Consider the following 21,406-nt stretch of genomic DNA (forward strand, 5'->3'; position numbering starts at 1 on the left):
TTACCTGGTCAGAATGCTCTAATTTGGCGATTGGCACCTGTACTGGGGGCAGATTTGCATACAACTTAGGCGACTCGTGGTCGTAACATTCCTGCAATATCGTGCCGCTACGCTCCCACCATGGTTGACCTCTTCACGGGCTATGGCGCGAACGCAGCACTGCGGGCCGAACGGGGCGCGCCCAGCGCCTGGGATGAAATGTTCCCCGATCTCACCTCCCTCACGCCGGTGGAAGCGAGGGCGGCCTACAAGGATGTCTTCGCCGCCCTGGCGAAAATGACCCAGGAGGAACTCCGGGGCCGAACGGCTGCGCTGGCGAGTTCGTATCTCGCCCAGGGCGTCACGTTCGACTTCGCCGGCGAGGAGCGGCCCTTCCCGCTCGACGCCGTTCCGCGGGTGATCGAGCAGGAGGAATGGATCACGGTCGAATCCGGGATCAAGCAGCGGGTGCGGGCGCTCGAAGCGTTCCTCGCCGACATCTACGGCCCCCAGGCGGCCGTGCACGACGGCGTGATCCCGGCCGGACTGATCAGCTCGTCGAACCACTTCCACCGCCAGGCGGCCGGCATCGTCTCGGCGAACAATGTGCGCATCCAGGTTTCCGGGATCGACCTGATCCGCGACGAGGTGGGCGCATGGCGGGTGCTCGAGGACAACGTGCGGGTGCCCAGCGGGGTCAGCTACGTGATCTCCAATCGCCGCGTGATGGCGCAGACCCTGCCCGAACTGTTCGTGTCGATGCGGGTGCGCCCGGTCGGCGACTATCCGAACAAGCTGCTGCAGGCCCTGCGCGCCTCCGCCCCGGCCAGCGTCGACGACCCGAACGTCGTGGTGCTCACCCCGGGGGTCTTCAACTCCGCCTACTTCGAGCACACCCTGCTGGCCCGGCTGATGGGTGTCGAACTCGTCGAGGGACGTGACCTGTTCTGCTCCGGCGGGCGGGTCTGGATGCGCACGACCGCCGGACCCACCCGGGTGGACGTCATCTACCGCCGCGTCGACGACGAGTTCCTCGACCCGCTGCAGTTCCGCGCCGACTCGCAGCTCGGCTCGCCCGGCATCCTGATGGCCGCGCGCCTCGGCAACGTCACCATCGCCAACGCCGTCGGCAACGGCGTCGCCGACGACAAGCTCGTCTACACCTACCTGCCCGACCTGATCCGGTACTACCTCGGCGAGGACGCGATCATCCCCAACGTCGACACCTGGCGCCTGGAAGACCCGCTCGCCCTCGAGGAGGTGCTCGACCGGCTCGACGAGCTCGTGGTCAAACCCGTCGACGGGTCCGGGGGGAAGGGCCTCGTGGTGGGGCCGGCCGCCTCGGCCGCCGAGCTGGCGACGCTGCGCACGCAGCTGCTGAAGGATCCCCGGGGCTGGATCGCCCAGCCGGTCGTGCAGCTCTCCACCATCCCCACTCTCGTCGACGAGGGCATGCGCCCCCGGCACGCCGACCTGCGGCCGTTCGCGGTGAACGACGGCACTGACGTCTGGGTGCTGCCGGGCGGACTCACCCGCGTGGCGCTGCCCGAGGGGGAGCTCGTCGTCAACTCCAGCCAGGGCGGCGGGTCGAAGGACACCTGGGTGATCGGCACGGAGCCCGACTTCTTCTCCGAATCGTCGGCCCGCAACATCCAGGGTCTGGTCGCCGACCAGGCAGCCAACACCCGCTCGGCCGGCACCCACGCCGTGGACCACTCGCCGCAGGACAAACCGTTGGGCGACAACACGGAACAGCAGCAGCAACAGCAACAGCAGGCGTCGGCAGCGCCCGCACCGCAGAGAAAGGCCGGAGAATGTTGAGCCGCATTGCAGAAAGCCTGTTCTGGATCGGACGGTACATCGAGCGCAGCGACGGCACCGCCCGCATTCTCGACGTGCACCTCCAGCTGCTGCTGGAAGACCCCTGGATCGAGGAGAGCCTCGCCTGCCAGTCGCTGCTGCACCTGATGGGCAGCGATGCTCCCGCCGATCGGCTGCTGACCCGCAAGGATGTGCTCGCCACGCTGGCCGTGGACCGGCAGCATCCGGCCTCGATCGCCTATTCGGTCAAGGCCGCGCGGGAGAACGCGCGCCGGGCGCGGGAGATCGTGCCCACCGAGCTGTGGGAGTGCCTCAACACGACGAGCGCGCGGATGCCGCGGAAGGTCGCGTCGGAGAAGACGCACGACTTCTTCGGCTGGGTTCGGGAACGCTCCGCGCTCGCGGTGGGCATCGTCGAGTCCGGTGTCAGCCGCGACGACGCCTGGCACTTCTTCAACCTGGGGCGCAGCCTGGAGCAGGCGGACATGACCGCCCGGCTGTTGGCCACCCGGTCGCTGACCGTGGCCAGCGGGCCCTCCTGGACCACGATCCTGCGCTCCTGCGGCGCCTACGAGTCCTACCTGCGCACCTACCGCGGTGTGCCGTCCGCCCGGAACGCGGCCGAATTCCTGCTGCTGGACCGGCTGTTCCCGCGATCGGTGGTCTTCTCCATCTCCCGGGCGGAGCAGTGCCTGCGTGAGATGGAACCGCGCACCGACCGGGTCGGCGTGACCGACCAGGCGCAACGGGTGCTGGGCCAGATCCGCAGCCAGCTGGAATACCGGCCGATCATGGACATCCTGAACGATCTGTCGACTCAGATGGACATTGTCCAGGAGGCCGTCAGCACGGCCTCCGAGGCCATCGGGGACCGGTACTTCCCGACCAGCGCCGTGCCCACCTGGACGGGGGAGGCCTCGTGAACCGGCTCAGGATCCGCCACGTGACCGGCTACCGCTACCAGGGCGAGGTCGAAGCGTCCTACAACGAGGCACGGATGTTGCCGGTCAGCTCGGCCGACCAGTTCGTGCTGTACTCGAGCCTCGATATCTCGCCGGTCTCAAGCAATCACGCGTACGTCGACTACTGGGGCACGCAGGTATCGAGCTTCGAGGTGCTGACCCCGCACACCGAGCTCACGCTCACCGCCACCAGCCTCGTGGAGGTGCGGCCGCGCACCCACCTGGCGCATCCGATGGGCTGGCCCGAACTGGCCGGCGTCACCGTGCGCAGCACCGCCACGGTGGAGCACATGCGGCAGACCCGGCTCACCGAGCCGCCCGAGGACGTGGCGGCGCTGGCGGCCGAGATCGTGGCCCGCCACCAGAGCCCGTGCGAGGCGGCGCTCGAGATCTGCGCGGCCATCGGCGACCGGATGCAGTACGTGCAGGGCGTCACCGGGGTGCACTCCACCGCCCGGGAGGCGTGGGGCGACGGACGCGGCGTCTGCCAGGACATCACCCACATCGCCCTCGGCGCGCTGCGGTCGGTGGGCATCCCTGCCCGGTACGTGTCCGGCTACCTGCACCCGCGCCCCGACGCCGGGATCGGGGAGACGATCCGGGGCGAATCCCACGCCTGGGTGGAGTGGTTCTGCGGCGACTGGCGCGGCTTCGACCCGACCAACTCGATCGACATCGGCGACCGGCACGTGTCGGTCGGCCGCGGCCGCGACTACAACGACGTGCCCCCACTGCGCGGCGTGTTCGCGGGCACGAGCGGGTCGGAACTCTTCGTCACGGTGGAGATCACCCGGGAGGCCTGAGTCGCGCGGCGGCATCCGTTGTCTCGCACCCACGGATGCCGCGGCGCACCCTGTGGAAGCGGGCGCACGTTCTATCGTGCGCCCGCTTCCACAACCTGCGCCGGGACGGGCATCTACACGGAGCTCACGGATGCCGGGCGCCGGTCCCTACGAGTCGAAGCCCAGGCCCAGAGCGTCGAGCGACTTCAGGATGATATTGCGCCGGCCCCGGTTGTGGTCGGCACGGTCGAGGGACCAGCGCGTGGTCTGGATGCCCAGTGAGGCGAGAGGCTCGGGCGGGAACGGGAGCGGCCGGCCGCGCACCATCTCCAGCTGGGTGCGCTCGGTCTGCAGACCGGCCAGCTGGTCGAGCACGACCTCCGCAGCGAAGTGCGTGGCGGCCACGCCGAGTCCGGTGAACCCGGCGGCGTAGCTGATCCGCCCGCCGCGGGCGGTGCCGAAGAAGGCACAGAACTGCGTCGATGTGTCGATCGCGCCGGCCCACTGGTGGCTGAAGCGCAGCCCCTCCAGCTGCGGGAACGTGGTGAAGAAGTGACTGGCCAGACGTTGGAAGCTCTCCGGCCGGTTCTCGTAGCCGCTCCGCACCCGGGCGCCGTAGTGGTAGATCGCGTCGTAGCCGCCGAAGAGGATGCGGTTGTCGGCGCTCAGCCGGTAGTAGTGGAACTGGTTGGCCAGGTCGCTCAGCCCCTGCCGGTTCTGCCAATTGATCGCGGTGAGCTGGTCGGGTGACAGTGGTTCGGTCATCAGCACGTAGTCGTAGACGGGCACCGTGGACAGCCGGTTGCGGGCGAGCAGGGAGGGGAAGACGTTGGTCGCCAGCGCCGTCTTCTGCGCGCGCACGACGCCGGAGGCGGTGCGCAGCCGCGTGCCCTGCGCCGGGGAGAGCCCCTGCGTGTCCAGGTTCTTGACCGAGGTGTGCTCGAAGATCTCGACACCGAGCTCGGTGGCGACGCGGGCGAGTTCGGTCGCGAGCTTGCCGGGGTGCACGAGCGCGTTCGTGCGCTTGTGCCAGACGCCGGCCAGGTAGGTAGGCGAGTCGACCTCCGCGCGGAGGGCCGCGGCATCCAGGAACACGCTGTTCTCGCCGGTCGGTTCCTCACGGAGCCAGTCGACCTGGTGCTCCTCGACGGCCAGGTCGATGGCGCCCGTGCGCTCGAAGTCACAGTCCAGCCCCAGCTCGGCCACAGCCCGCTCGATCTCGTCGAGGTTCGCCAGGCCCAGCTCGGTGAGCCGGTCGATCTCCTTCGGCCAGCGGCGACGGCCGTTCTCCTCGCCATGGGTCAGGCTGGCCTCGCAGAAGCCGCCGTTGCGGCCCGACGCGGCCCAGCCGATGGTGCGCGCCTCGAGCAGCACCACGCGGGCGCCCGGGTCTCGCTGCTTGGCGATCACGGCGGTCCAGAGGCCGAGGTAGCCACCGCCGACGATGGCGAGGTCGCAGTCGACGTCGGCCGTGAGCGCCGGGTAACCGGTCTGCGGCGCCACGTCGTCCAGCCAGAAGGGGGCCGAACGCGTACCGGCGAGAGCGCCGGCGACGACGGATGCGGCAGGTCGTGCCCGCTCGAAAATGGTCGTGCCCACGGATCGTCCTTTGTTCGTCGCGGCGCTGCTACCCGTTCATCATGACAGCCGGAGCCGGTCGGTGGCCAGGCCCGTAGGTCTCGCGAGCGCACCCGGGGCGCACCCTGTGGAAGCGGGCGCACGTTCTACCCTGCGCCTGCTTCCACAGGGTGCGCCGCGACGGCCGGAGTCCGCGCCTGCCAGCGCCGCCGCCATCAGCTCGCCGGCGCGTGCGCCTCCAGGAACTGGAACACCTCGGTCTGGTCGACACCGGGGAAGGTCCCCGTGGGCAGGGCGGCGAGCAGGCTGGTGGGCGTGCGCGCGGCCGGCCAGGATTGCCCGGACCAGCGCTCCGACAGCTCGTCGGGTGCGCGGCGGCAGCAGGACTCGTCGGGGCAGGTGGACACGGCCCGGTTGGTGGTCTCGCGCCCGCGGAACCACTTCACGTGGGTGAACGGCACGCCCACGCTGACGGAGTAGTCGCCCTCCTTCGCCTTCTCGATCCGGGAGGTGCACCAGAAGGTTCCGCTGGGGGTGTCGGTGTACTGGTACCAGGGGCTGAACCGGTCGGCCACGTTGAAAACCGTGCGCGCGGTCCAGTTGCGGCAGACCGTCGAGCCCTCCACCGCGCCGAGGGCATCGCTCGGGAAGCGCACCGAATCGTTCTCGTAGGCCTTGATCATGGTGCCCGACTCGTGCACCTTCATGAAGTGAACCGGGATGTCGAGCCGGGCGGTGGCCAGGTTCGTGAACCGGTGTGCGGCGGTCTCGTAGGACACCGCGAACGCGTCGCGCAGGTCCTCCATCGAGATGCGGCGCAGGGCCTTCGCCTCGGTGAGCAGTTTCACGGTGTCTTTTTCGGGCAACAGGATGGCCGCGGTCAGGTAGTTGGTCTCCACCCGCTGCGACAGAAATTCCGCATAGTTTCCGGGTTCCTCGTGCTCGCAGAGCAGGGTGGCGAACGCCTGCAGGATGGGCGAGCGGGAGTCGCGGGAGGCCGACTGCTCCGTGGGCAGGTAGATCCGTCGGTTGCGTTTGTCGGTCACTGACCGGGTCGAGTTCGGCAGGTCGCCCACATAGTGCAGCGAGTAGCCGAGGTGGGTGGCCATGTCGGCGACCACCTGGTGGGAGACCGGCCCGCCGGTGTGCCCGACCGCGGCGAGCAGCCGCTGCGCCTCGGCCTCGAGTTCCGGAAAGTAGTTGTCCCGGGCGCGCATGGTGGCCCGGAGCTCCACGTTCGCGCGCCGGGCCTCCTCCGGGGTGGCCGCCCGCTCCCGGTGCAGGCGCAGGATTTCGTTGTGCAGGCTGAGCATGGTCTGCAGGGTTTCGTCGCTGGTTCCGCGGCCCACGCGGAAGTGCGCCAGTCCGAGCGCCGTGAACACGGGGCCCCGCTGGGCCCGCTCCACGGCGATTTCCAGCGCTGCCCGCTCGGACGGGGCATCCGTTTTCAGCAGGTCGTCGACGGTGGTGCCGAGCGCTGCCGCGATGGTGAGCAACATCGACAGTCGTGGCTCGCGTTTGCCGTTCTCGATCATCGAGACCTGCGACGGCGCCCGGTCGATGGCCGCGGCCAGGGCGTCCAACGTCATGCGCTTCTTCGTGCGCAGTTCCCGGATGCGCCGCCCCAGGGTGAGCGCATCGAGTCCGGCCTCCTCGGCGGGATCCGCGGACAGGGACGGGCGAAGGGTGGGATCGACGATGACCATGCCCCCATGCTCACACACCCCGGCGAAAACTTCTCACAGGCAGAAGAAATGTTGTTCTTCTGTTGTCGGGGGAGCGGTGCGGGATGGTCGTCCGGTCCAGAGTTGGACGCAGGCAAGCACAGACGCTCTCCCAGGCGGCGCCAGGCCAGCAGCACTCCCACAAACGTTTCGAAGGAGATCAGCCCATGAACACCCCGCCCGTGGCGACATCCGACCAGGTCCAGTCCGTCACGACCACCACGAACACCGGCAGCTTCGCCACCATCCAGCCGCACCTCGAGATCACCGGCGATCTCGGACCGCGCTACGAGGAAATCCTCACCCCCGAGGCGCTGGTCTTCCTGGCCGAGCTGCACGACCGGTTCGCCGGAACGCGGCAGGACCTGCTGGCGACGAGGCTGCGGAAGCGGGTGGATGCCGCCAACGGGCGCGACCCGGGATTCCTCACCGAGACCGCGCACATCCGTCGTGACCTCACCTGGAGTGTCGCGGGGGCCGGCCCCGGGCTGGTCGACCGCCGGGTGGAGATCACCGGGCCGACCGACCGCAAAATGGCCATCAACGCGCTGAACTCGGGGGCGAAGGTGTGGCTCGCCGACCAGGAAGACGCGACCAGCCCGACCTGGGCGAACGTCATCGAGGGACAGCTCACCCTGTTCGATCAGGTGCGCGGACAGCTCAGCTTCACCAGCCCGGAGGGCAAGGAGTACGCCGTCACCGGCGACGCCACCGGCGCCACCCCCACCATCGTGATGCGCCCGCGCGGCTGGCAGCTGGTGGAGAAGAACCTGACCTTCGTCGACCGGGCGAACCGCCGAACCAACGCGTCCGGCAGCCTGGTCGACTTCGGGCTGTACTTCTTCCACAACGCCCAGCGCCTGATCGACAGCGGCGTGGGTCCCTACTTCTACCTGCCGAAGCTCGAGAGCCACCTCGAGGCCCGCCTCTGGGATGACATCTTCAGCCACTCGGAGGACTGCCTCGGCATCGAGTACGGCACCATCCGCGCCACCGTGCTGATCGAGACCATCCAGGCTGCGTTCGAGATGGAGGAGATCCTCTACGAGCTGCGCGACCACTGCGCCGGGCTGAACGCCGGCCGCTGGGACTACATTTTCAGCATCATCAAGACCTTCCGCGCCCGCGGCAGCCGGTTCGTCTTCCCTGACCGCAAGCAGATCACGATGACCGTTCCCTTCATGCGCGCGTACACCGAGCTGCTGGTGTCGACCTGCCACCGGCGCGGCGCATATGCCATCGGCGGCATGAGCGCGTTCATCCCGAACCGGCGCGACCCGGAGATCACCCGGCGGGCCCTCGAGGCAGTCGCCGCCGACAAGAAACGCGAGGCAACGGATGGCTTCGACGGCACCTGGGTGGCGCACCCGGACCTGATCGCGACGGCGCAGGCCGAATTCGACGCGGTGCTCGGCGACAAGCCGAACCAGCTGCACCGCACCCGCTCCGAGGTGAGCGTCACGGCCGCGGAGTTGCTCGATGTGGAGTCCATCGGCGGGCAGATCACCGCGGCCGGCGTGCACGACAACATCAACATCGGGCTGCGCTACATGGAGTCCTGGCTGCGCGGGGTCGGCGCCGCCGCGATCGACAACCTGATGGAGGACGCCGCGACCGCGGAGATCTCCCGCTCACAGCTCTGGCAGTGGATCCACCTGGGCTCGGTCACGGCCGAGGGCATCCGGATCGATGAGACCTGGGTCGAGGAGCAGCTCATCGAGGTCTACGAGGCCCTCGAACGCACGCCCGGAGACCGGTTCGACGACGCGCTCGAGGTGTTCCGGGCATCCGCGCTCGAACCCGAGTTCCCGACGTTCCTCACGGTCGGCGCCTACGCCCGCTACCTGTAGCTGCTCCGACCACTCTGCTGCGGCCCGCGGCGCTCCGACCGGGCCGCGAGAGCGCACAATATGCCCTTTCGGCGCTGCTGAGGGGGCATATTGTGCGCTCTCGCGTGGGGTGGGGGTGGTGGGGGGCGTCGATAGGCTGGGGCGATGATCGAGATTCGCAGGGCGGGGGCGACGGATGCCGCGGCGCTGGCCGAGCTGGCCGCCGCCACCTTCGCGCTCGCCTGCCCGCCGCACACCTCGGCCGAGGCCATTGCGTCGTTCCTGCGCGACGTGCTCGCTGAGCGCAACTTCGACGCCTACCTGGCCGACCCTGACCGGCTGATCCTCGTGGCCGAGGACGCCGAGGACGCCGAGGACGCCGGGGACGCCGAGGACGCCGGGGACGCCGAGGGCGCCGGGGACGCCGAGGGCGCCGGGGTCATTCTCGGCTACACGATGCTCGTCTTCGCCGAGCCTGCCGACGCCGATGCGCGGGCGGCGGCCACGATCCGCCCTACCGTGGAGCTGAGCAAGTGCTATCTGCGCGCCGAGACCCACGGCCGCGGGGTGGCCGCGGCGCTGATGACCGCGACGCTCGATGCCGCCCGGGCGCGCGGGGCGGCCGGCAGCTGGCTCGGCGTGAACCAGGAGAACGTGCGCGCCATCCGTTTCTACGAGAAGAACGGGTTCGTCACGGTCGGCGAGAAGCGCTTCCTCGTCGGTGAACGGTACGAGGACGACTTCGTGATGGAGCGGGCGCTCTAAACGGTGCCGTACGCCGTGTCCCCGGCCGCGCGGGCCGCGATCGCGTGCTCTTTCATGCCCTTGATCTGCTCGTAGGCGGCGAGGGCCGCGCGTCTCGTCTCGCCGAGGTCGACGATCGGGGCCGGGTAGGCATCCGTGCCGTATTCGGGCACGTTCTGACGGATGTACTCCGAGTGCGGATCGAACTTCTTCGCCTGCAGCTCCGGGTTGAAGACCCGGAAGTAGGGCGCGGCGTCGGCGCCGGAACCGGCCACCCACTGCCAGCCGAACGGGTTGCTGGCCGCGTCGGCGTCGACGAGGGTGTCCCAGAACCACTGCTCGCCGAGCCGCCAGTCGATCAGGAGGTTCTTGATCAGGAACGACGCCGTCACCATGCGCACCCGGTTGTGCATGCTGCCGGTGCGCCAGAGTTCGCGCATGCCGGCGTCGACGAGGGAGATTCCGGTGCGGCCCTGCTGCCAGGCCTCGAGCACCTGCTGGTCGAGTTTCGGCCAGGGGAACGCGTCGAACTCCGGCCGCAGGTTGACGGTCGCGAGGGTCGGGTTGTTGAACAGCACGTGGTAGCTGAACTCCCGCCAGCCGATTTCGGTGAGGAACCGGGTCGCACTGGCCTGCGCGGTGCCGGTGAGGCCGATCCGGGCCTGCTCGGTCGCCTGCCAGATCTGGAATGGACTGATCTCGCCCCAGCGCAGGTGCGGTGACAGCCGCGAGGTGACGGCCTGGGCCGGCTCGTCCCGCTCGTCGGCGTAGCGGGCGAGCGATTCGTGCAGGAACAGGTCGAGCAGTCGGTGAGCGGATGCCTCGCCGGGCTGCCACGCCTCCCGCAGGCCCGCGGCCCAGTCCGGCCGGGTCGGCAGCAGCGCCCAGTCGTCGAGCAGGTCGGAGGCGATCGCGCCGGTGAAGCCGGGGATCGACGCGGGCGGGTCGAAGGGCGCGCGCGGTGGCGGGCCGGCCGTGCAGGCCCGCCAGAAGGGGGTGAACACCGAGTAGGTGCCACCCTGACCGGTCTGGATCGTCCACGGCTCGAACAGGAGCGACGCGGCGAAGCTGCGGGTCTCGGTGCCACTCGCGGTCAGCGCCGACTTGATCCGGGTGTCCACCTCACGCTCGGCCTGGCCGTAGCGGCGGTTCCAGAACACGGCGTCCGCGCCCACGGATGCCGCGAGCTCCCGGATCACGCCGTCCGCCGGGCCCCGGCGGAGCGTCAAACGGCCGCCGCGGCGTTCCAGCGACTCGGCCAGCGAGGTCAGGCTCCCGTGAAGCCACCACCGGGCCGCGCCGCCGAGCGGCCGGACCGCCGGGGACTCCTCGTCCAGCACGTACACGGCCACGATCGGCTTGCCTCGGTCGAGCGCGGCCGTGAGGGCCGGGTTGTCCGCGAGGCGCAGGTCGTCGCGGAACCAGACCAGCGAGGGACCGTCGCCGCTCATGAAAGTGCCCCCGCGGCTCCAGCAGCAGCGTCAACAGCAGCAGCAGCAGCAGCGTCACCGACGCCCGAGGCGCCCGGGTCAGCCGTCACCCGCAGCACGATCTTCCCGCGCGTGTGACCCTCCTCGATCAGGCGGTGCGCGGCAGCGCCGTCGGCCAGATCGAACACCCGGTCCACGTGCACGCGCACGCTCCCGTCGTCGATCAACTCCGTGATGTAGTCGAGCACGCCGGCATCGGCGGCCACCTTGAAGCCGGTCGCACGGATACCCCGGGCCGCCGCTTCCTCCGCCATGGTCGGCCAGCTTCCGGTGGGCGCGTTCACCAGGATGCCGCCGGGCCGCAGCACCGCGAGGGACCGCGTGCCGGTGTTGTCGTGCACGTTGCCGACGAGGTCGATGACCGCGTCCAGACCGGAGAGCACGTCCTCGAACCGGACCTCGGTGTAGTCGATGACCTCGTCCGCGCCGAGTTCGCGCAGGAAGTCGATGTTGCGGGTGGACCCGGTGGCGGTGACGTGGGCGCCGAAGGCCTTGGCGAACTGCACGGCGAAGTGGCCGACGCCGCCGCTGCCGGCGTGGATGAGCATCCGTATTCCGGGCGCCGCCTCGGCCACGTCTACGACCATGCCCCAGGCGGTGAGAGCGGCGACCGGCACGGCCGCCGCTTCGACGTGGCTGAGGCGTGCCGGTTTGCGTGCCACGTTCAGGCTCGACACGGTCACCAGCTCGGCGTAGCTGCCGGGGGTGCGGGGCACCCGGGCCACGCCGAAGACCTCGTCGCCGGGCTGCAGGGGGAACGCCGCATACGGCGTGCTGACCACAACACCGCTGAAGTCCAGGCCGAGCACGGCCGGGTAGGCCGGGATGCCCGCCGAGACGCCGCCGCCCGCCCGCGTCTTCGCGTCGATCGGGTTGACGCCTGCGGCGACGACGCGCACGAGGAGTTCGTCGAACACCACCGTCGGCGCGGTGACCTCGGCCAGGTGCAGTTCGTCGGGGGTTCCGGGGCGGTCGATGACGAGGGCTCGCATGGTCGGTGGCAGATTCGTGACGTTTCCCATCTGCCTATTCTCCCCTGCCGCGGTGGGGGCTTCGGGCGCGTGCCCCCTCGATTTGGGGGTGGCGATCGGGGCGGCGGCACCATATTCAGGCTGGCCGGGAGGGGCCTCCGGCGCATAGTCTGTCCTCTCAAAGGGGGACCGACCCCGATGGACGGCACGAGACCCCTGGTTGCCGGCCACCCGGTCTCCCCAGGACTCGGTGTCATGTGCACCGAGACCGTTCGCTGAGCCCGGCCCGGGTCTGTCACGAATGAGTCGTACCGCACCCGAAGCGGCACGAACTCGCCCCGGCGCCAGGGTGCAACGTCGATGGATGGCCGCATGCACTACCCGGCATGCGGCCACCCAGGCGGTTGCCCTCGCTCCGGCAGTGGTCAGCCGTGACCGACCGGCGGCCCCGACGTGGTCTGCTGGTTGAGGAGGGCGATCAGGTTGTTCGCGTAGCCCACCAGGATCGCGATCTGGTCTTCGTCACGTTCGATCCACCGGCACTCGGGCTCGGCGTTCACGGGCACGAAATCCCGGTGCTGTTCCCAGACGAGCAGGGTGCGTTCGGCTCCGAGCACGTACTGCTGCCACCACACCTGCCGCAGGTACGAGCGCGGGATGCTGCGCCACGCCTTGCTCGTGGTCTTGATCTCGGCCAGCTCGAGGCCGCCGGTGCTCGAGCCCGTGCCGAGGCCCACACCGTCGGGGGTGGCCAGGTGCCGTCGGTGGTCCGCGGCGTGGAACAGGGCGGTGCTGGGTTCGATGCCGTAGCGGTTCTGCACCCAGGCGGCGATCTCCGGTTCGCGGGCGCGGCCGTGGTCGGTGTAGCTGTTGCCGCTGAAGCTGCTGCCGTTGAGTTTGTCGTAGACGGCGGTCTGCAGCGATTTGGGGGTGGCGAGCTTGGCGACATCCGTGGCCGTGATGCCCTGGGCGCGGGCCCGCAGCCAGGCCACCCGGTCGGTGGAATCGGCGACGATGCGCGCGAGGTGCGCCGCGGGGACCGAGGCCCGGGCCGGAACCGGGTCGGGGGGCGACGGATGCTCCTCCTCGTCGAACAAGGAGAGCATCAGGTTCGTCACTGTTCCATTGTGCCCGTTCGCCGGGCCTGCCCACGCCCGCCCCGCCCACGCCGGCCCCCACGCCGGCCCCCCACGCCGGCCCCCCACGCCGGTCGCCCGGTCAGGCTACCTCGGTGAGCGCTCCCTTCTTGATCAGGAGACGCCGCTGCGCCCGGCGGGCCACGGCCGTGTCGTGCGTGACCAGGATCAGGGTCAGGCCCTGTTCCCGCCACAGGCCCTCGAGCAGGTCCATGATCTCGTCGCGGGTCCCCTCGTCGAGGTTGCCCGTCGGTTCGTCGGCCAGCAGCACGGTCGGCTTTTTCACCAGCGCGCGGGCGATGGCCACGCGCTGCTGCTGGCCGCCGGAGAGCTCGTCGGGGAGGTGGCCGAGGCGGTCGCCGAGACCCACGGAGGCCAGCGCCGCCGACGCGCGTTCCCGGCGATCCGCGCTGCTCACGCCCAGGGGTGCCAGAGCGGTCTCCACGTTCTCCAGCGCGCTGAGGGTGGGGATCAGGTTGAACCCCTGGAAGACGAAGCCGATCTCCTGGGCCCGGATCCGGCCGAGCCGGCCGTCGCCCAGCTCGGACAGGTCCGCGTCACCCAGGGAGACCGTGCCGTCGGTCGGCCGGTCCAGCGCCCCGAGCATCTGCAGCAGGGTGGATTTGCCGCCGCCGGTGGGACCCTGGATGGCGACCATCTGGCCATCCGGGATCGTCAGGCTGACATTCTTCAGCGCGGTCACGGTGCGCTTGCCCTGCTCGTATTTCTTGGTGACGTTCGTCAATACATACACGGTGGGTTCCTTAGAAGAGAAGAGAGAGGAGGAGAGAGGTGAAGGGTGCGGGAACGATCAGTTGATGCTGCGCAGGGCCTCGGCCGGGCGCAGCCGGGAGGCGCGCCAGCCGCCGACCAGACCGGCCAGCAGACCGCCGAGCACGGCCAGGCCTGCGGCGAGGAGCACGACCGAGACGGTCACCGGCGCCGTCAGCACCACGTCGGAGGTGGCCACGGCCGGGGCCGCGCCGCCGAAGCCGCGACCGCCGGGTCCGCCCGGCCCGGCGACTGTCGCCGCACTGGTGGCGCCGGCGGTCAGGGTCGGGGCGACCAGGTTGACCACGAGGATGCCGAGCAGGCCTACGGCGATGCCCGCGGCGCCGCCGATCAGTCCCTGCACGAGCGACTCGCCGGCAACCTGACGCACGATCCTGCCGTTCGACCAGCCGATCGCCTTGAGCGTGCCGAACTCGCGGGTGCGGCGGGTGACACCGGAGATGGTGAACAGGATGGCGATCAGGAAGGCCGCCGCCAACACGATCAGCGAAAGCCACAGTCCGAGGTTCTTCACGAGGTCGGCGGCATTGGCCAGCGAACCGGAGACGCTGGAGGCGAGGTCGGCCTGGGTGTTCACGGTCGCGGCCGGAAGCGCCGCCTCGATATCGGCCTGCACCTGCTCGATGTCGGTCGACGAGGCGGCCTGCACGTAGATGCTGGAGACCTGGCCGGTCAGGCCCGAGAGGCTCTGGGCCACGTCGAGCGGGATGTAGACGTTCGCGGCGGTGTCGGCGTCGGCGGAGGCGGCGCTGACGAGGCCGACCACGGTGAAGTCGGTGCCCGCGATGGAGACGGTGTCGCCGGTGGTCAGGGACGCGGTCGTGGCGTAGCTCGAGTCCAGCACGGCCACGTTCGTGCCGGCATCCGTGGTGGCCAGTGAACGGCCGTCGGTGAGACTGACCGCCGAGAGCGGGCCCACGGCCTCCCCGCCCGGGTCGAGGCCGAGCACGGTGAAGGAGTCGACGTCGAAGGAACTGCCGCCGGCGCCGTCCGGGCCGCCCTCGGGTCGCTCGGCGCCGGTGGCGGCGTCATCCGTCGGCGCGGCCGCGGGCATGTCGGCCGAGCCGGGCAGAGCCCCGTTGAACGTGGTGTTGCGCAGAGCGAGGGTCGCGGCCGCGGCGTGCACGTTGTCGACGGCTCCGACCGTGTCGAGGGCCGTCGCATCGAAGGTGGACGTGCCCAGGTCGGCGTCGAGCCGGGACTGGCTGACGGATGTCGTCCCGTCGGCCGTCGTGCCCTCCGCGGCCCCGAAATCGAACCGTTGCCGCCCGCCGGCTGCGGCGCCCTCCTCCGGGGCGGTGGGAGTCTGGGTGACCGTCACGTCCGTGCCCACCCCGTAGACGGAGCCGAGCACGCTGGCCTGGGCCAGCTGCACCCCGCTGGACACGGAATTCACGATGATGACGAGGGCGATGGCCAACGCCATGCCGATCGAGACGATGGCGGTCTGCTTGCGGCGGCCCGCGAGTTCCCGACGCAGGTAGGTGAAAAACATGGGTCTCCAGTTCCGGTGGTCGCGTGACCTCCGAAACTGAAACTAAGGAGACGTTCTATGGTGAGACTATGGCCAACCTGTGTAAGACCTGAGTGGCGGTTGCCGGGAATTCTTCACAGGAGAGACACGGACGGCCCATAGGATTTTCATAGCCGGCATTCGGATACTGAGGAATCATGAGCACCAGCGAGAACGATCGAGTGGTCCGCGCACCGCGCTTGACCAAGGCGGACGGCAGTCCCATCCGGGTTCTGGTGGTCGACGACGAGCCCACGCTCACCGATCTGCTCCAGATGGCGTTGCGATATGAGGGCTGGGAGGTGCGCACGGCCGGCGAGGGGCGCCAGGCGCTGACCATCGCCCGGGAGTTCCGGCCCGATGCGATCGTGCTCGACATCATGCTGCCCGATATCGACGGCCTGCAGGTGCTGCAGCGTGTGCGTGCCGGCGGTCAGGAGACCCCGGTGCTCTTCCTCACGGCGAAGGACTCCCTCGACGACCGGCTCAAGGGGTTGACGGCGGGCGGCGACGATTACGTCACGAAGCCGTTCAGCCTCGAGGAGGTGGTGGCCCGGCTGCGGGGGCTCATCCGGCGGTCCACGCTCACCGTGGCGGACTCGCTGGATCCCCGCATCACAGTGGGTGACCTCACCCTCGACGAGGACAGCTACGAGGTGTTCCGCGGGGAGGACCCGATCGAGTTGACCGCCACCGAGTTCGAACTGCTGCGATTCCTGATGCGCAACCCCCGGCGCGTTCTGAGCAAGGCCCAGATCCTGGACCGGGTGTGGAGCTACGACTTCGGCGGCAAGTCCTCCGTCGTGGAGATCTACATTTCCTATCTGCGTAAGAAGGTCGACGCCGGCCGGGAACCCATGATCCACACGGTGCGCGGTGCCGGCTACATGCTGAAGACCGCTTCATGACCCCTCGTTCCTCCCACCGGCCGGGCGAGGTCGACGCCGGTCGACGGCGCGCGCCGTGGACCCTGCGCCGCCGCCTCGTGCTCGCCGTCGTCGGCCTGCTCACCCTGGTCAGCGTCGGCATCGGCCTGGTCAGCGTTGCAATTCTCCGGGCCTCCCTGATCGACGGGCTCGACCAGCAGCTCGCCTCGGCCTCCGGGCGCTCGGGTTCGGTGATCGACGTGCGCCGTGACGACGACGACGGCGGCGGCGGCGAGGTGTACTTCCCCCTGACGGCGCAGATGATTCTGAACGGCCCGGCCCAGCAGCCCGGAACCCTTGCCCTGGTCTACGACGGCACAATCGTGACGGCCGGATACACCGAGGAGGACAGCGGAGAGATCACCGCGCTGACCAACGACCAGGTGCAGATCCTGGCCGGGGCCATGCAGGAGTCCACCGCGGTGACAGTCGACCTCGGCGGCGACGCCGGCGACTACCGGGTCCGCGCGGACACGAACCGGGGCGGCACTCTTTTTCTGGTGGGCCTGCCACTGTCCGGGGTGCAGAACACGGTCACCCAGCTGGGCCTGATCATCGCGGTCGTGTCGCTGGGCGGCATCCTTGTCGCGGCGGTGCTGGCCACCTGGATCGTGCGTCTGGCGCTGCGCCCTCTGGTGCGGGTGACCGAAACCGCAGCCCGGGTAGCCGAACTCCCTCTCGACCACGGGGAGGTGTCACTCGTCGAGCGCGTGCCGGCCGCCGACACCGACCCCCGCACCGAGGTCGGCCGAGTGGGCTCGGCCCTGAACCGGATGCTCGACCACGTCGACGTGGCATTGGAGACCCGCCAGGCCAGCGAGCGCAAGGTGCGCCAGTTCGTCTCCGACGCCAGCCACGAGCTGCGTACGCCACTCGCGTCGATCCGCGGCTACGCGGAGCTCACCCGCCGCTCCGACCAGGAACTGCCGCCGGACGCGCTGCACTCGCTGGGCCGGATCGAGTCGGAGTCGGTGCGCATGACCGGCCTGGTCGAAGACCTGCTGCTCCTCGCCCGCCTGGACGAGGGCCGGGAACTGGATCGCGGCCCGGTCGACCTGACCAGCCTGCTCGTGGACGTCGTCAGCGACGCCCACGCGGCCGGCCCGGGTCGGGTCCTGGGCCTGGATCTGCCCGAGGAGCCGGTTCAGACCGTCGGCGACGCCGCGCGGCTGCACCAGGTGCTCGCCAACCTGCTCGCCAACGCGCGCATCCACACGCCCCCCGAGACCACGGTCGACGTGGCCCTCACGGTCGAGGGCGACCGTGCCGTCGTGACGGTGACGGATGACGGGCCCGGCATCCCCGAGACCCTCCAGTCCACCCTGTTCGAGCGTTTCGCCCGCGGCGACAGCTCGCGCTTCCGCGGCACGGGCAGCACCGGCCTGGGCCTGGCCATCGCCCAGGCGGTTGTGGCGGCGCACCACGGCGAGATCGGGGTGGAGAGCCGCCCCGGCCGCACCTGCTTCCGCGTCTCGCTCCCGCTGACCTGACCTGCTGCGCCCCACCGCCTCGTGCCCCCTTGCGAATTCGTTCGGGCAGAGTCGGCGACGGATGTCCTGCGGCGGCCACGCGCGGAGGCTAGGGCGTGTTGAGCTGAGCGAGCAGGGCCGTGAGCCGGTGCAGGTCCTCGGGGGAGAAACGACTCAGCCGCCGGTGGATGATCGCCGTGTCGCCGGCCCGCACCTCGGCGAGCTTCCGCACCGCGGCCGGGGTCACCGCGAGGAACCGGGCTCGGCCGTCCTCCGGATCCACCTGGGTCTCGACCAGGCCGAGCCCGCAGAGCACCTTGGCCTGGCGGCTGATCACGCTTTTGTCCACGTAGAGCGCGCCGGCGACGGCACTGGCGTGCATCGGCCCGCTCCGGCTGAGCAGGCGCAGCACTTTGAGTCCGAACGGCTGCAGGCTCGGGTCGATGCAGAGTGCCGCGTCGCGCATGCTGGCCCGGATGTGCCCGGCCAGGATGCTCATCTCCTGCTCCACCTCGGCGATCGCCGCCGCTGTGTCCGAGCCTCCCGTGTCCGAGCCTGCTGTGTCCGAGCCTGCCGTGCCTGAAGCGGTCTGGGGTGCCGCCGGGTTCGTCATGGTCACAGACTACTGACGCGTCGCCCGAGGCGGGGCCTCGCCGGGTTCGCCGCGGGACCCGGGCGCCGCCTCGGGCAGCCGGATCGTGCCGGTCGGGTGGTTCCGACCCGACGGCACCAGCCCCGCGGATGCCGCGCTCACCTCGATCAGCATGTCCTCGGCGTCCTCGAGCTCACGGTGCACGTCGGCCGCGGTGTCCTCCGCGTGGGCGCGCGCGATCGCGCTCTGCTCCCCGAGCGAGGTGTTGGGCAGCAGCGAGACCATCACGAGCGTGATCACGGCCAGGGGGGCGCCGAGCAGGAACACGGTGCCCACGCCGGAGCCGTAGGCCGATTCGACCAGCAGGCGGAGGGCATCCGGCAGCGCGTTGATGTGGGGGATGGCCCCCGAGCCGAGGGTCTCCGCGGCGGCAGCCTGATTGGCCGGGCTGAGCCCGCCGATGCCGTCCCTGATCTGCCGGGCCACGACGGTGCCGAGCACGGAGCCGAGCACGGAGACGCCGATGGTGCCGCCGAGGCTGCGGAAGAAGGTCACTGCGCTGGTGGCCACGCCCAGGCGGCTCACCTCGATCGAGTTCTGCACCACGAGCACGAGGTTCTGCATCAGCATGCCGAGGCCAGCGCCGAGCACGAACATGAACACGCCGACGAAGACCAGGCTGGTGCGGTAGTCCAGGGTGCCGAGCAGCAGCAGCCCCACGATCACGAGCACGCTGCCGGAGACCATGATCGACTTCCACTTGCCGGTGCGGCTGATCAGGGTGCCGAAGAGGGTCGAGGAGATCAGGAACCCGCCCATCATCGGGATGGTGAGCAGCCCGGACTCGGTCGGGGTGGCGCCGCGGGCGAGCTGCATGTACTGGCTGAGGAACACCGAGGTGCCGAACATGGCCACGCCGACGGAGATGCTGGCGATGGTGGCCAGCGTGAAGGTGCGGTTCCGGAACAGGCCCAGCGGGATGATCGGCTCCGGTGCCCGGAACTCCACGAGCACGGCCAGGAGCAGCAGCAGGCCCGCGCCGAGAACCATGGCGAACGAGGCGACGGATGCCCATTCGAACTGGGTTCCGGCCAGGGTCACCCAGATCAGCAGCAGCGAGACGCCCCCGGTGATCAGCACCGCGCCGAGGTAGTCGATCCGCACCACGCGCTTGATCCGCGGCGGCAGGTGCAGTGTGCGCTGCAACAGCACGATGGCGATGACGGCCACCGGAAGGGCGATGAAGAAGTTCCAGCGCCAGCCGAACGCATCCGTCACCACTCCGCCGAGCAGGGGGCCGCCGACCGTGCCGAGAGCCATGACCGCGCCGAACAGGCCGGCGTACTTGCCTCGGTCACGCGGGCTGATGATGTCCGCCATGATGATCTGGCTGAGCGCTGCGAGGCCGCCGGCACCGAGGCCCTGCAGCACCCGGAAGGCGATCAGGGTGCCCGTGTCCTGGGAGAAGCCGGCCAGCGCCGACCCGATCACGAAGACCGCGAGGGCCAGCTGGATGAGCAGCTTGCGGTTGAAGAGGTCGGCGAACTTGCCCCAGATCGGCGTGCTCACGGTGGTGGCGAGCAGGGTGGCGGTGATCACCCAGGTGTAGGCGGACTGGTCGCCGTGCAGGTCGGAGATGATGACCGGCATGGAGGTGGCGACCACGGTGCCGGCCAGGATCGAGACGAACATGCCCATCAGCAGCCCGGACAGGGCTTCGAGCACCTGGCGCTGCGTCATGCTGCCGTCGGCGGAGATGGTGCGCCGGGGCGAGGCGGGGGTGGGGCGCTGGGCGCGGGACATGCGACTCCTGGAGATTGTTGACAAGCTGCAACTATATGCATCTAGTGGACACACGTCAACTACTTTCTCCGCGCAGTGACGGCGGTAGGGCACGGATGTCGATTTGCGCCGGGCATCCTCGTCCCGTAACGTGGGGGGAAGCCAAAGACCGCCGGTTATTGCCATGTAGAAATACAGGGGCAATCGAAGGTTCATTCACGTGAACGGCCCGCGCAGGATTCGAAGTCAGACTGCATTCCCATGGAATGCGTTCCCAGCTCCGGCGCCTGCGCTGGAGCTTTTTTCATGTCTGCGCCCCGGGCTACCGGCACATGAAACCAAGAGGAGCGCCATGGCGAACAAGGAAGCAACGGTCGCCGAGCTTACGGAGAAATTCCAGAGCTCGACCGCCGTTCTGCTCACCGAGTACCGCGGTCTCACTGTTGCGCAGCTCAAGTCGCTGCGCGTTTCCATCAGTGCGGACGCCACGTACGCCGTGGTGAAGAACACGCTGACCAAGATTGCGGCGAACAACGCCGGCATCACGTCGTTTGACGACGAGCTTGTCGGTCCGTCCGCAATCGCATTCGTGCACGGAGACCCTGTCGCCGTCGCGAAGACCCTGCGTGCCTTCACCAAGGCAAACCCTCTCCTGGTAGTGAAGGGTGGTTACTTCGACGGTAACCCGCTCACCGCCGCAGAGGTAGGCAAGCTCGCCGACCTCGAGTCCCGCGAAGTGCTGCTGGCCAAGCTGGCCGGCGCATTCAAGGCCTCGCTGTTCGGAGCCGCATATCTGTTCAACGCACCGCTGTCGAAGGCTGTTCGCACCATCGACGCGCTGCGTGAGAAGCAGGAGTCCGCGAACTAGGCATCGGCCTGGCATCGCGGTGAGTAACTAAGAAACTATAGGGAGAAAAATCATGGCAAAGCTTTCCACCGAGGAATTGCTCGAACAGTTCAAGGGCCTCACCCTCATCGAGCTCTCCGAGTTCGTCAAGGCGTTCGAGGAGACCTTCGAGGTCACCGCTGCTGCTCCGGTCGCCGTTGCCGGCGCTGCCGGTCCTGCTGCACCCGCTGAAGAGGTCGAAGAGCAGTCCGCTTTCGACGTCATCCTCGAGGCTGTCGGCGACAAGAAGATCCAGGTCATCAAGGTTGTGCGCGAGCTCACCAGCCTGGGCCTCGGCGAGGCCAAGGCCGTCGTCGATGGCGCGCCGAAGGCCGTCCTCGAAGGCGTTTCCAAGGAAGCTGCCGAAAAGGGCAAGGCTGCTCTCGAAGCTGCCGGCGCCACCGCAGCCCTCAAGTAGTCGGGGCCCCGC

At 69.4% G+C, this 21,406-nt stretch carries 18 protein-coding genes; 9 read left to right on the forward strand and 9 right to left on the reverse strand.

The genetic code is table 11. From position 1 onward, the window contains the following. The first annotated feature begins 120 nt into the window (after positions 1 to 120). From E3T49_RS09700 to E3T49_RS09710, 3 genes are read left to right on the forward strand one after another with little or no spacing between them, the layout of a single operon-like run. A complete protein-coding gene (locus E3T49_RS09700) occupies positions 121 to 1,800 on the forward strand; it encodes a circularly permuted type 2 ATP-grasp protein (RefSeq protein WP_134424707.1) in 1,680 nt (559 codons plus the stop codon). Then, positions 1,794 to 2,723, forward strand: coding sequence for an alpha-E domain-containing protein (locus E3T49_RS09705; RefSeq protein WP_134424708.1), 930 nt, complete (start codon positions 1,794 to 1,796; stop codon positions 2,721 to 2,723). The genes E3T49_RS09700 and E3T49_RS09705 overlap by 7 nt, the downstream gene beginning before the upstream one ends. Further along, positions 2,720 to 3,565 carry a transglutaminase family protein gene (locus E3T49_RS09710; protein WP_134424709.1) on the forward strand — a complete coding sequence of 282 codons (846 nt, stop codon included), beginning with the start codon at positions 2,720 to 2,722 and terminating at the stop codon, positions 3,563 to 3,565. Before E3T49_RS09705 ends, E3T49_RS09710 begins: the two co-directional genes overlap by 4 nt. A gap of 147 nt (positions 3,566 to 3,712) precedes the next feature. Here E3T49_RS09710 and E3T49_RS09715 read toward each other — a convergent pair whose 3' ends face one another. Beyond that, positions 3,713 to 5,143 (reverse strand): NAD(P)/FAD-dependent oxidoreductase, encoded by a 1,431-nt coding sequence (locus tag E3T49_RS09715; protein WP_134424710.1) that lies wholly within the window; start codon positions 5,141 to 5,143, stop codon positions 3,713 to 3,715. A 194-nt stretch (positions 5,144 to 5,337) separates the two neighbouring features. Next, on the reverse strand, positions 5,338 to 6,828 hold the full coding sequence (locus E3T49_RS09720) for a helix-turn-helix transcriptional regulator (RefSeq protein ID WP_134424711.1): 1,491 nt from the start codon (positions 6,826 to 6,828) through the stop codon (positions 5,338 to 5,340). A gap of 185 nt (positions 6,829 to 7,013) precedes the next feature. On the opposite strand from E3T49_RS09720, the gene aceB reads away from it, so the two are divergent. Both aceB and E3T49_RS09730 read left to right on the forward strand, forming a co-directional pair. Further along, positions 7,014 to 8,696 carry a malate synthase A gene (gene aceB, locus E3T49_RS09725; protein ID WP_134424712.1) on the forward strand — a complete coding sequence of 561 codons (1,683 nt, stop codon included), beginning with the start codon at positions 7,014 to 7,016 and terminating at the stop codon, positions 8,694 to 8,696. Between the two features lie 144 nt (positions 8,697 to 8,840). Then, complete coding sequence (locus E3T49_RS09730) at positions 8,841 to 9,440, forward strand: GNAT family N-acetyltransferase (protein WP_134424713.1); 600 nt, start codon at positions 8,841 to 8,843, stop codon at positions 9,438 to 9,440. Here the strand turns inward: E3T49_RS09730 and E3T49_RS09735 are convergent. The 5 genes from E3T49_RS09735 to E3T49_RS09755 form a co-directional block, all read right to left on the reverse strand. Then, positions 9,437 to 10,870, reverse strand: a complete 1,434-nt coding sequence (locus tag E3T49_RS09735) for a cryptochrome/photolyase family protein (RefSeq protein WP_134424714.1) — start codon at positions 10,868 to 10,870, stop codon at positions 9,437 to 9,439. The two genes, E3T49_RS09730 and E3T49_RS09735, sit on opposite strands and share 4 nt — an antisense overlap. Further along, positions 10,867 to 11,931 carry an NADP-dependent oxidoreductase gene (locus E3T49_RS09740; protein WP_241972739.1) on the reverse strand — a complete coding sequence of 355 codons (1,065 nt, stop codon included), beginning with the start codon at positions 11,929 to 11,931 and terminating at the stop codon, positions 10,867 to 10,869. The genes E3T49_RS09735 and E3T49_RS09740 overlap by 4 nt, the downstream gene beginning before the upstream one ends. Before the next feature lie 374 nt (positions 11,932 to 12,305). Next, the gene (locus E3T49_RS09745) at positions 12,306 to 12,986 is read right to left on the reverse strand and encodes a YqaJ viral recombinase family protein (protein ID WP_134424763.1); all 681 of its coding nucleotides are present in this window, start codon (positions 12,984 to 12,986) and stop codon (positions 12,306 to 12,308) included. A gap of 112 nt (positions 12,987 to 13,098) precedes the next feature. Continuing rightward, a complete protein-coding gene (locus E3T49_RS09750; protein WP_134424715.1) occupies positions 13,099 to 13,770 on the reverse strand; it encodes an ABC transporter ATP-binding protein in 672 nt (223 codons plus the stop codon). Between the two features lie 57 nt (positions 13,771 to 13,827). Continuing rightward, positions 13,828 to 15,303, reverse strand: coding sequence for an ABC transporter permease (locus tag E3T49_RS09755; protein ID WP_134424716.1), 1,476 nt, complete (start codon positions 15,301 to 15,303; stop codon positions 13,828 to 13,830). A 176-nt stretch (positions 15,304 to 15,479) separates the two neighbouring features. On the opposite strand from E3T49_RS09755, the gene E3T49_RS09760 reads away from it, so the two are divergent. Together E3T49_RS09760 and E3T49_RS09765 are read left to right on the forward strand one after the other, a co-directional pair. After that, complete coding sequence (locus E3T49_RS09760; RefSeq protein ID WP_134424717.1) at positions 15,480 to 16,229, forward strand: response regulator transcription factor; 750 nt, start codon at positions 15,480 to 15,482, stop codon at positions 16,227 to 16,229. Further along, positions 16,226 to 17,737: a sensor histidine kinase gene (locus E3T49_RS09765; RefSeq protein ID WP_134424718.1), complete on the forward strand. Its 1,512-nt coding sequence runs from the start codon at positions 16,226 to 16,228 to the stop codon at positions 17,735 to 17,737. The genes E3T49_RS09760 and E3T49_RS09765 overlap by 4 nt, the downstream gene beginning before the upstream one ends. A gap of 88 nt (positions 17,738 to 17,825) precedes the next feature. Here the strand turns inward: E3T49_RS09765 and E3T49_RS09770 are convergent, their stop codons facing one another. Both E3T49_RS09770 and E3T49_RS09775 read right to left on the reverse strand, forming a co-directional pair. Further along, positions 17,826 to 18,329, reverse strand: a complete 504-nt coding sequence (locus E3T49_RS09770; RefSeq protein WP_134424719.1) for a MarR family winged helix-turn-helix transcriptional regulator — start codon at positions 18,327 to 18,329, stop codon at positions 17,826 to 17,828. Positions 18,330 to 18,338: 9 nt separating this feature from the next. Continuing rightward, positions 18,339 to 20,048 (reverse strand): MDR family MFS transporter, encoded by a 1,710-nt coding sequence (locus E3T49_RS09775; protein ID WP_134424764.1) that lies wholly within the window; start codon positions 20,046 to 20,048, stop codon positions 18,339 to 18,341. 394 nt (positions 20,049 to 20,442) lie between these two features. On the opposite strand from E3T49_RS09775, the gene rplJ reads away from it, so the two are divergent. Both rplJ and rplL read left to right on the forward strand, forming a co-directional pair. Further along, positions 20,443 to 20,958: a 50S ribosomal protein L10 gene (gene rplJ, locus E3T49_RS09780; RefSeq protein ID WP_104100771.1), complete on the forward strand. Its 516-nt coding sequence runs from the start codon at positions 20,443 to 20,445 to the stop codon at positions 20,956 to 20,958. Positions 20,959 to 21,010: 52 nt separating this feature from the next. After that, the gene (gene rplL, locus E3T49_RS09785) at positions 21,011 to 21,394 is read left to right on the forward strand and encodes a 50S ribosomal protein L7/L12 (protein ID WP_134363492.1); all 384 of its coding nucleotides are present in this window, start codon (positions 21,011 to 21,013) and stop codon (positions 21,392 to 21,394) included. The last annotated feature ends 12 nt before the right edge of the window (positions 21,395 to 21,406 follow it).

Origin of the sequence: Cryobacterium cryoconiti, from assembly GCF_004403065.1 — a bacterium.
GTDB lineage: Bacteria > Actinomycetota > Actinomycetes > Actinomycetales > Microbacteriaceae > Cryobacterium > Cryobacterium cryoconiti.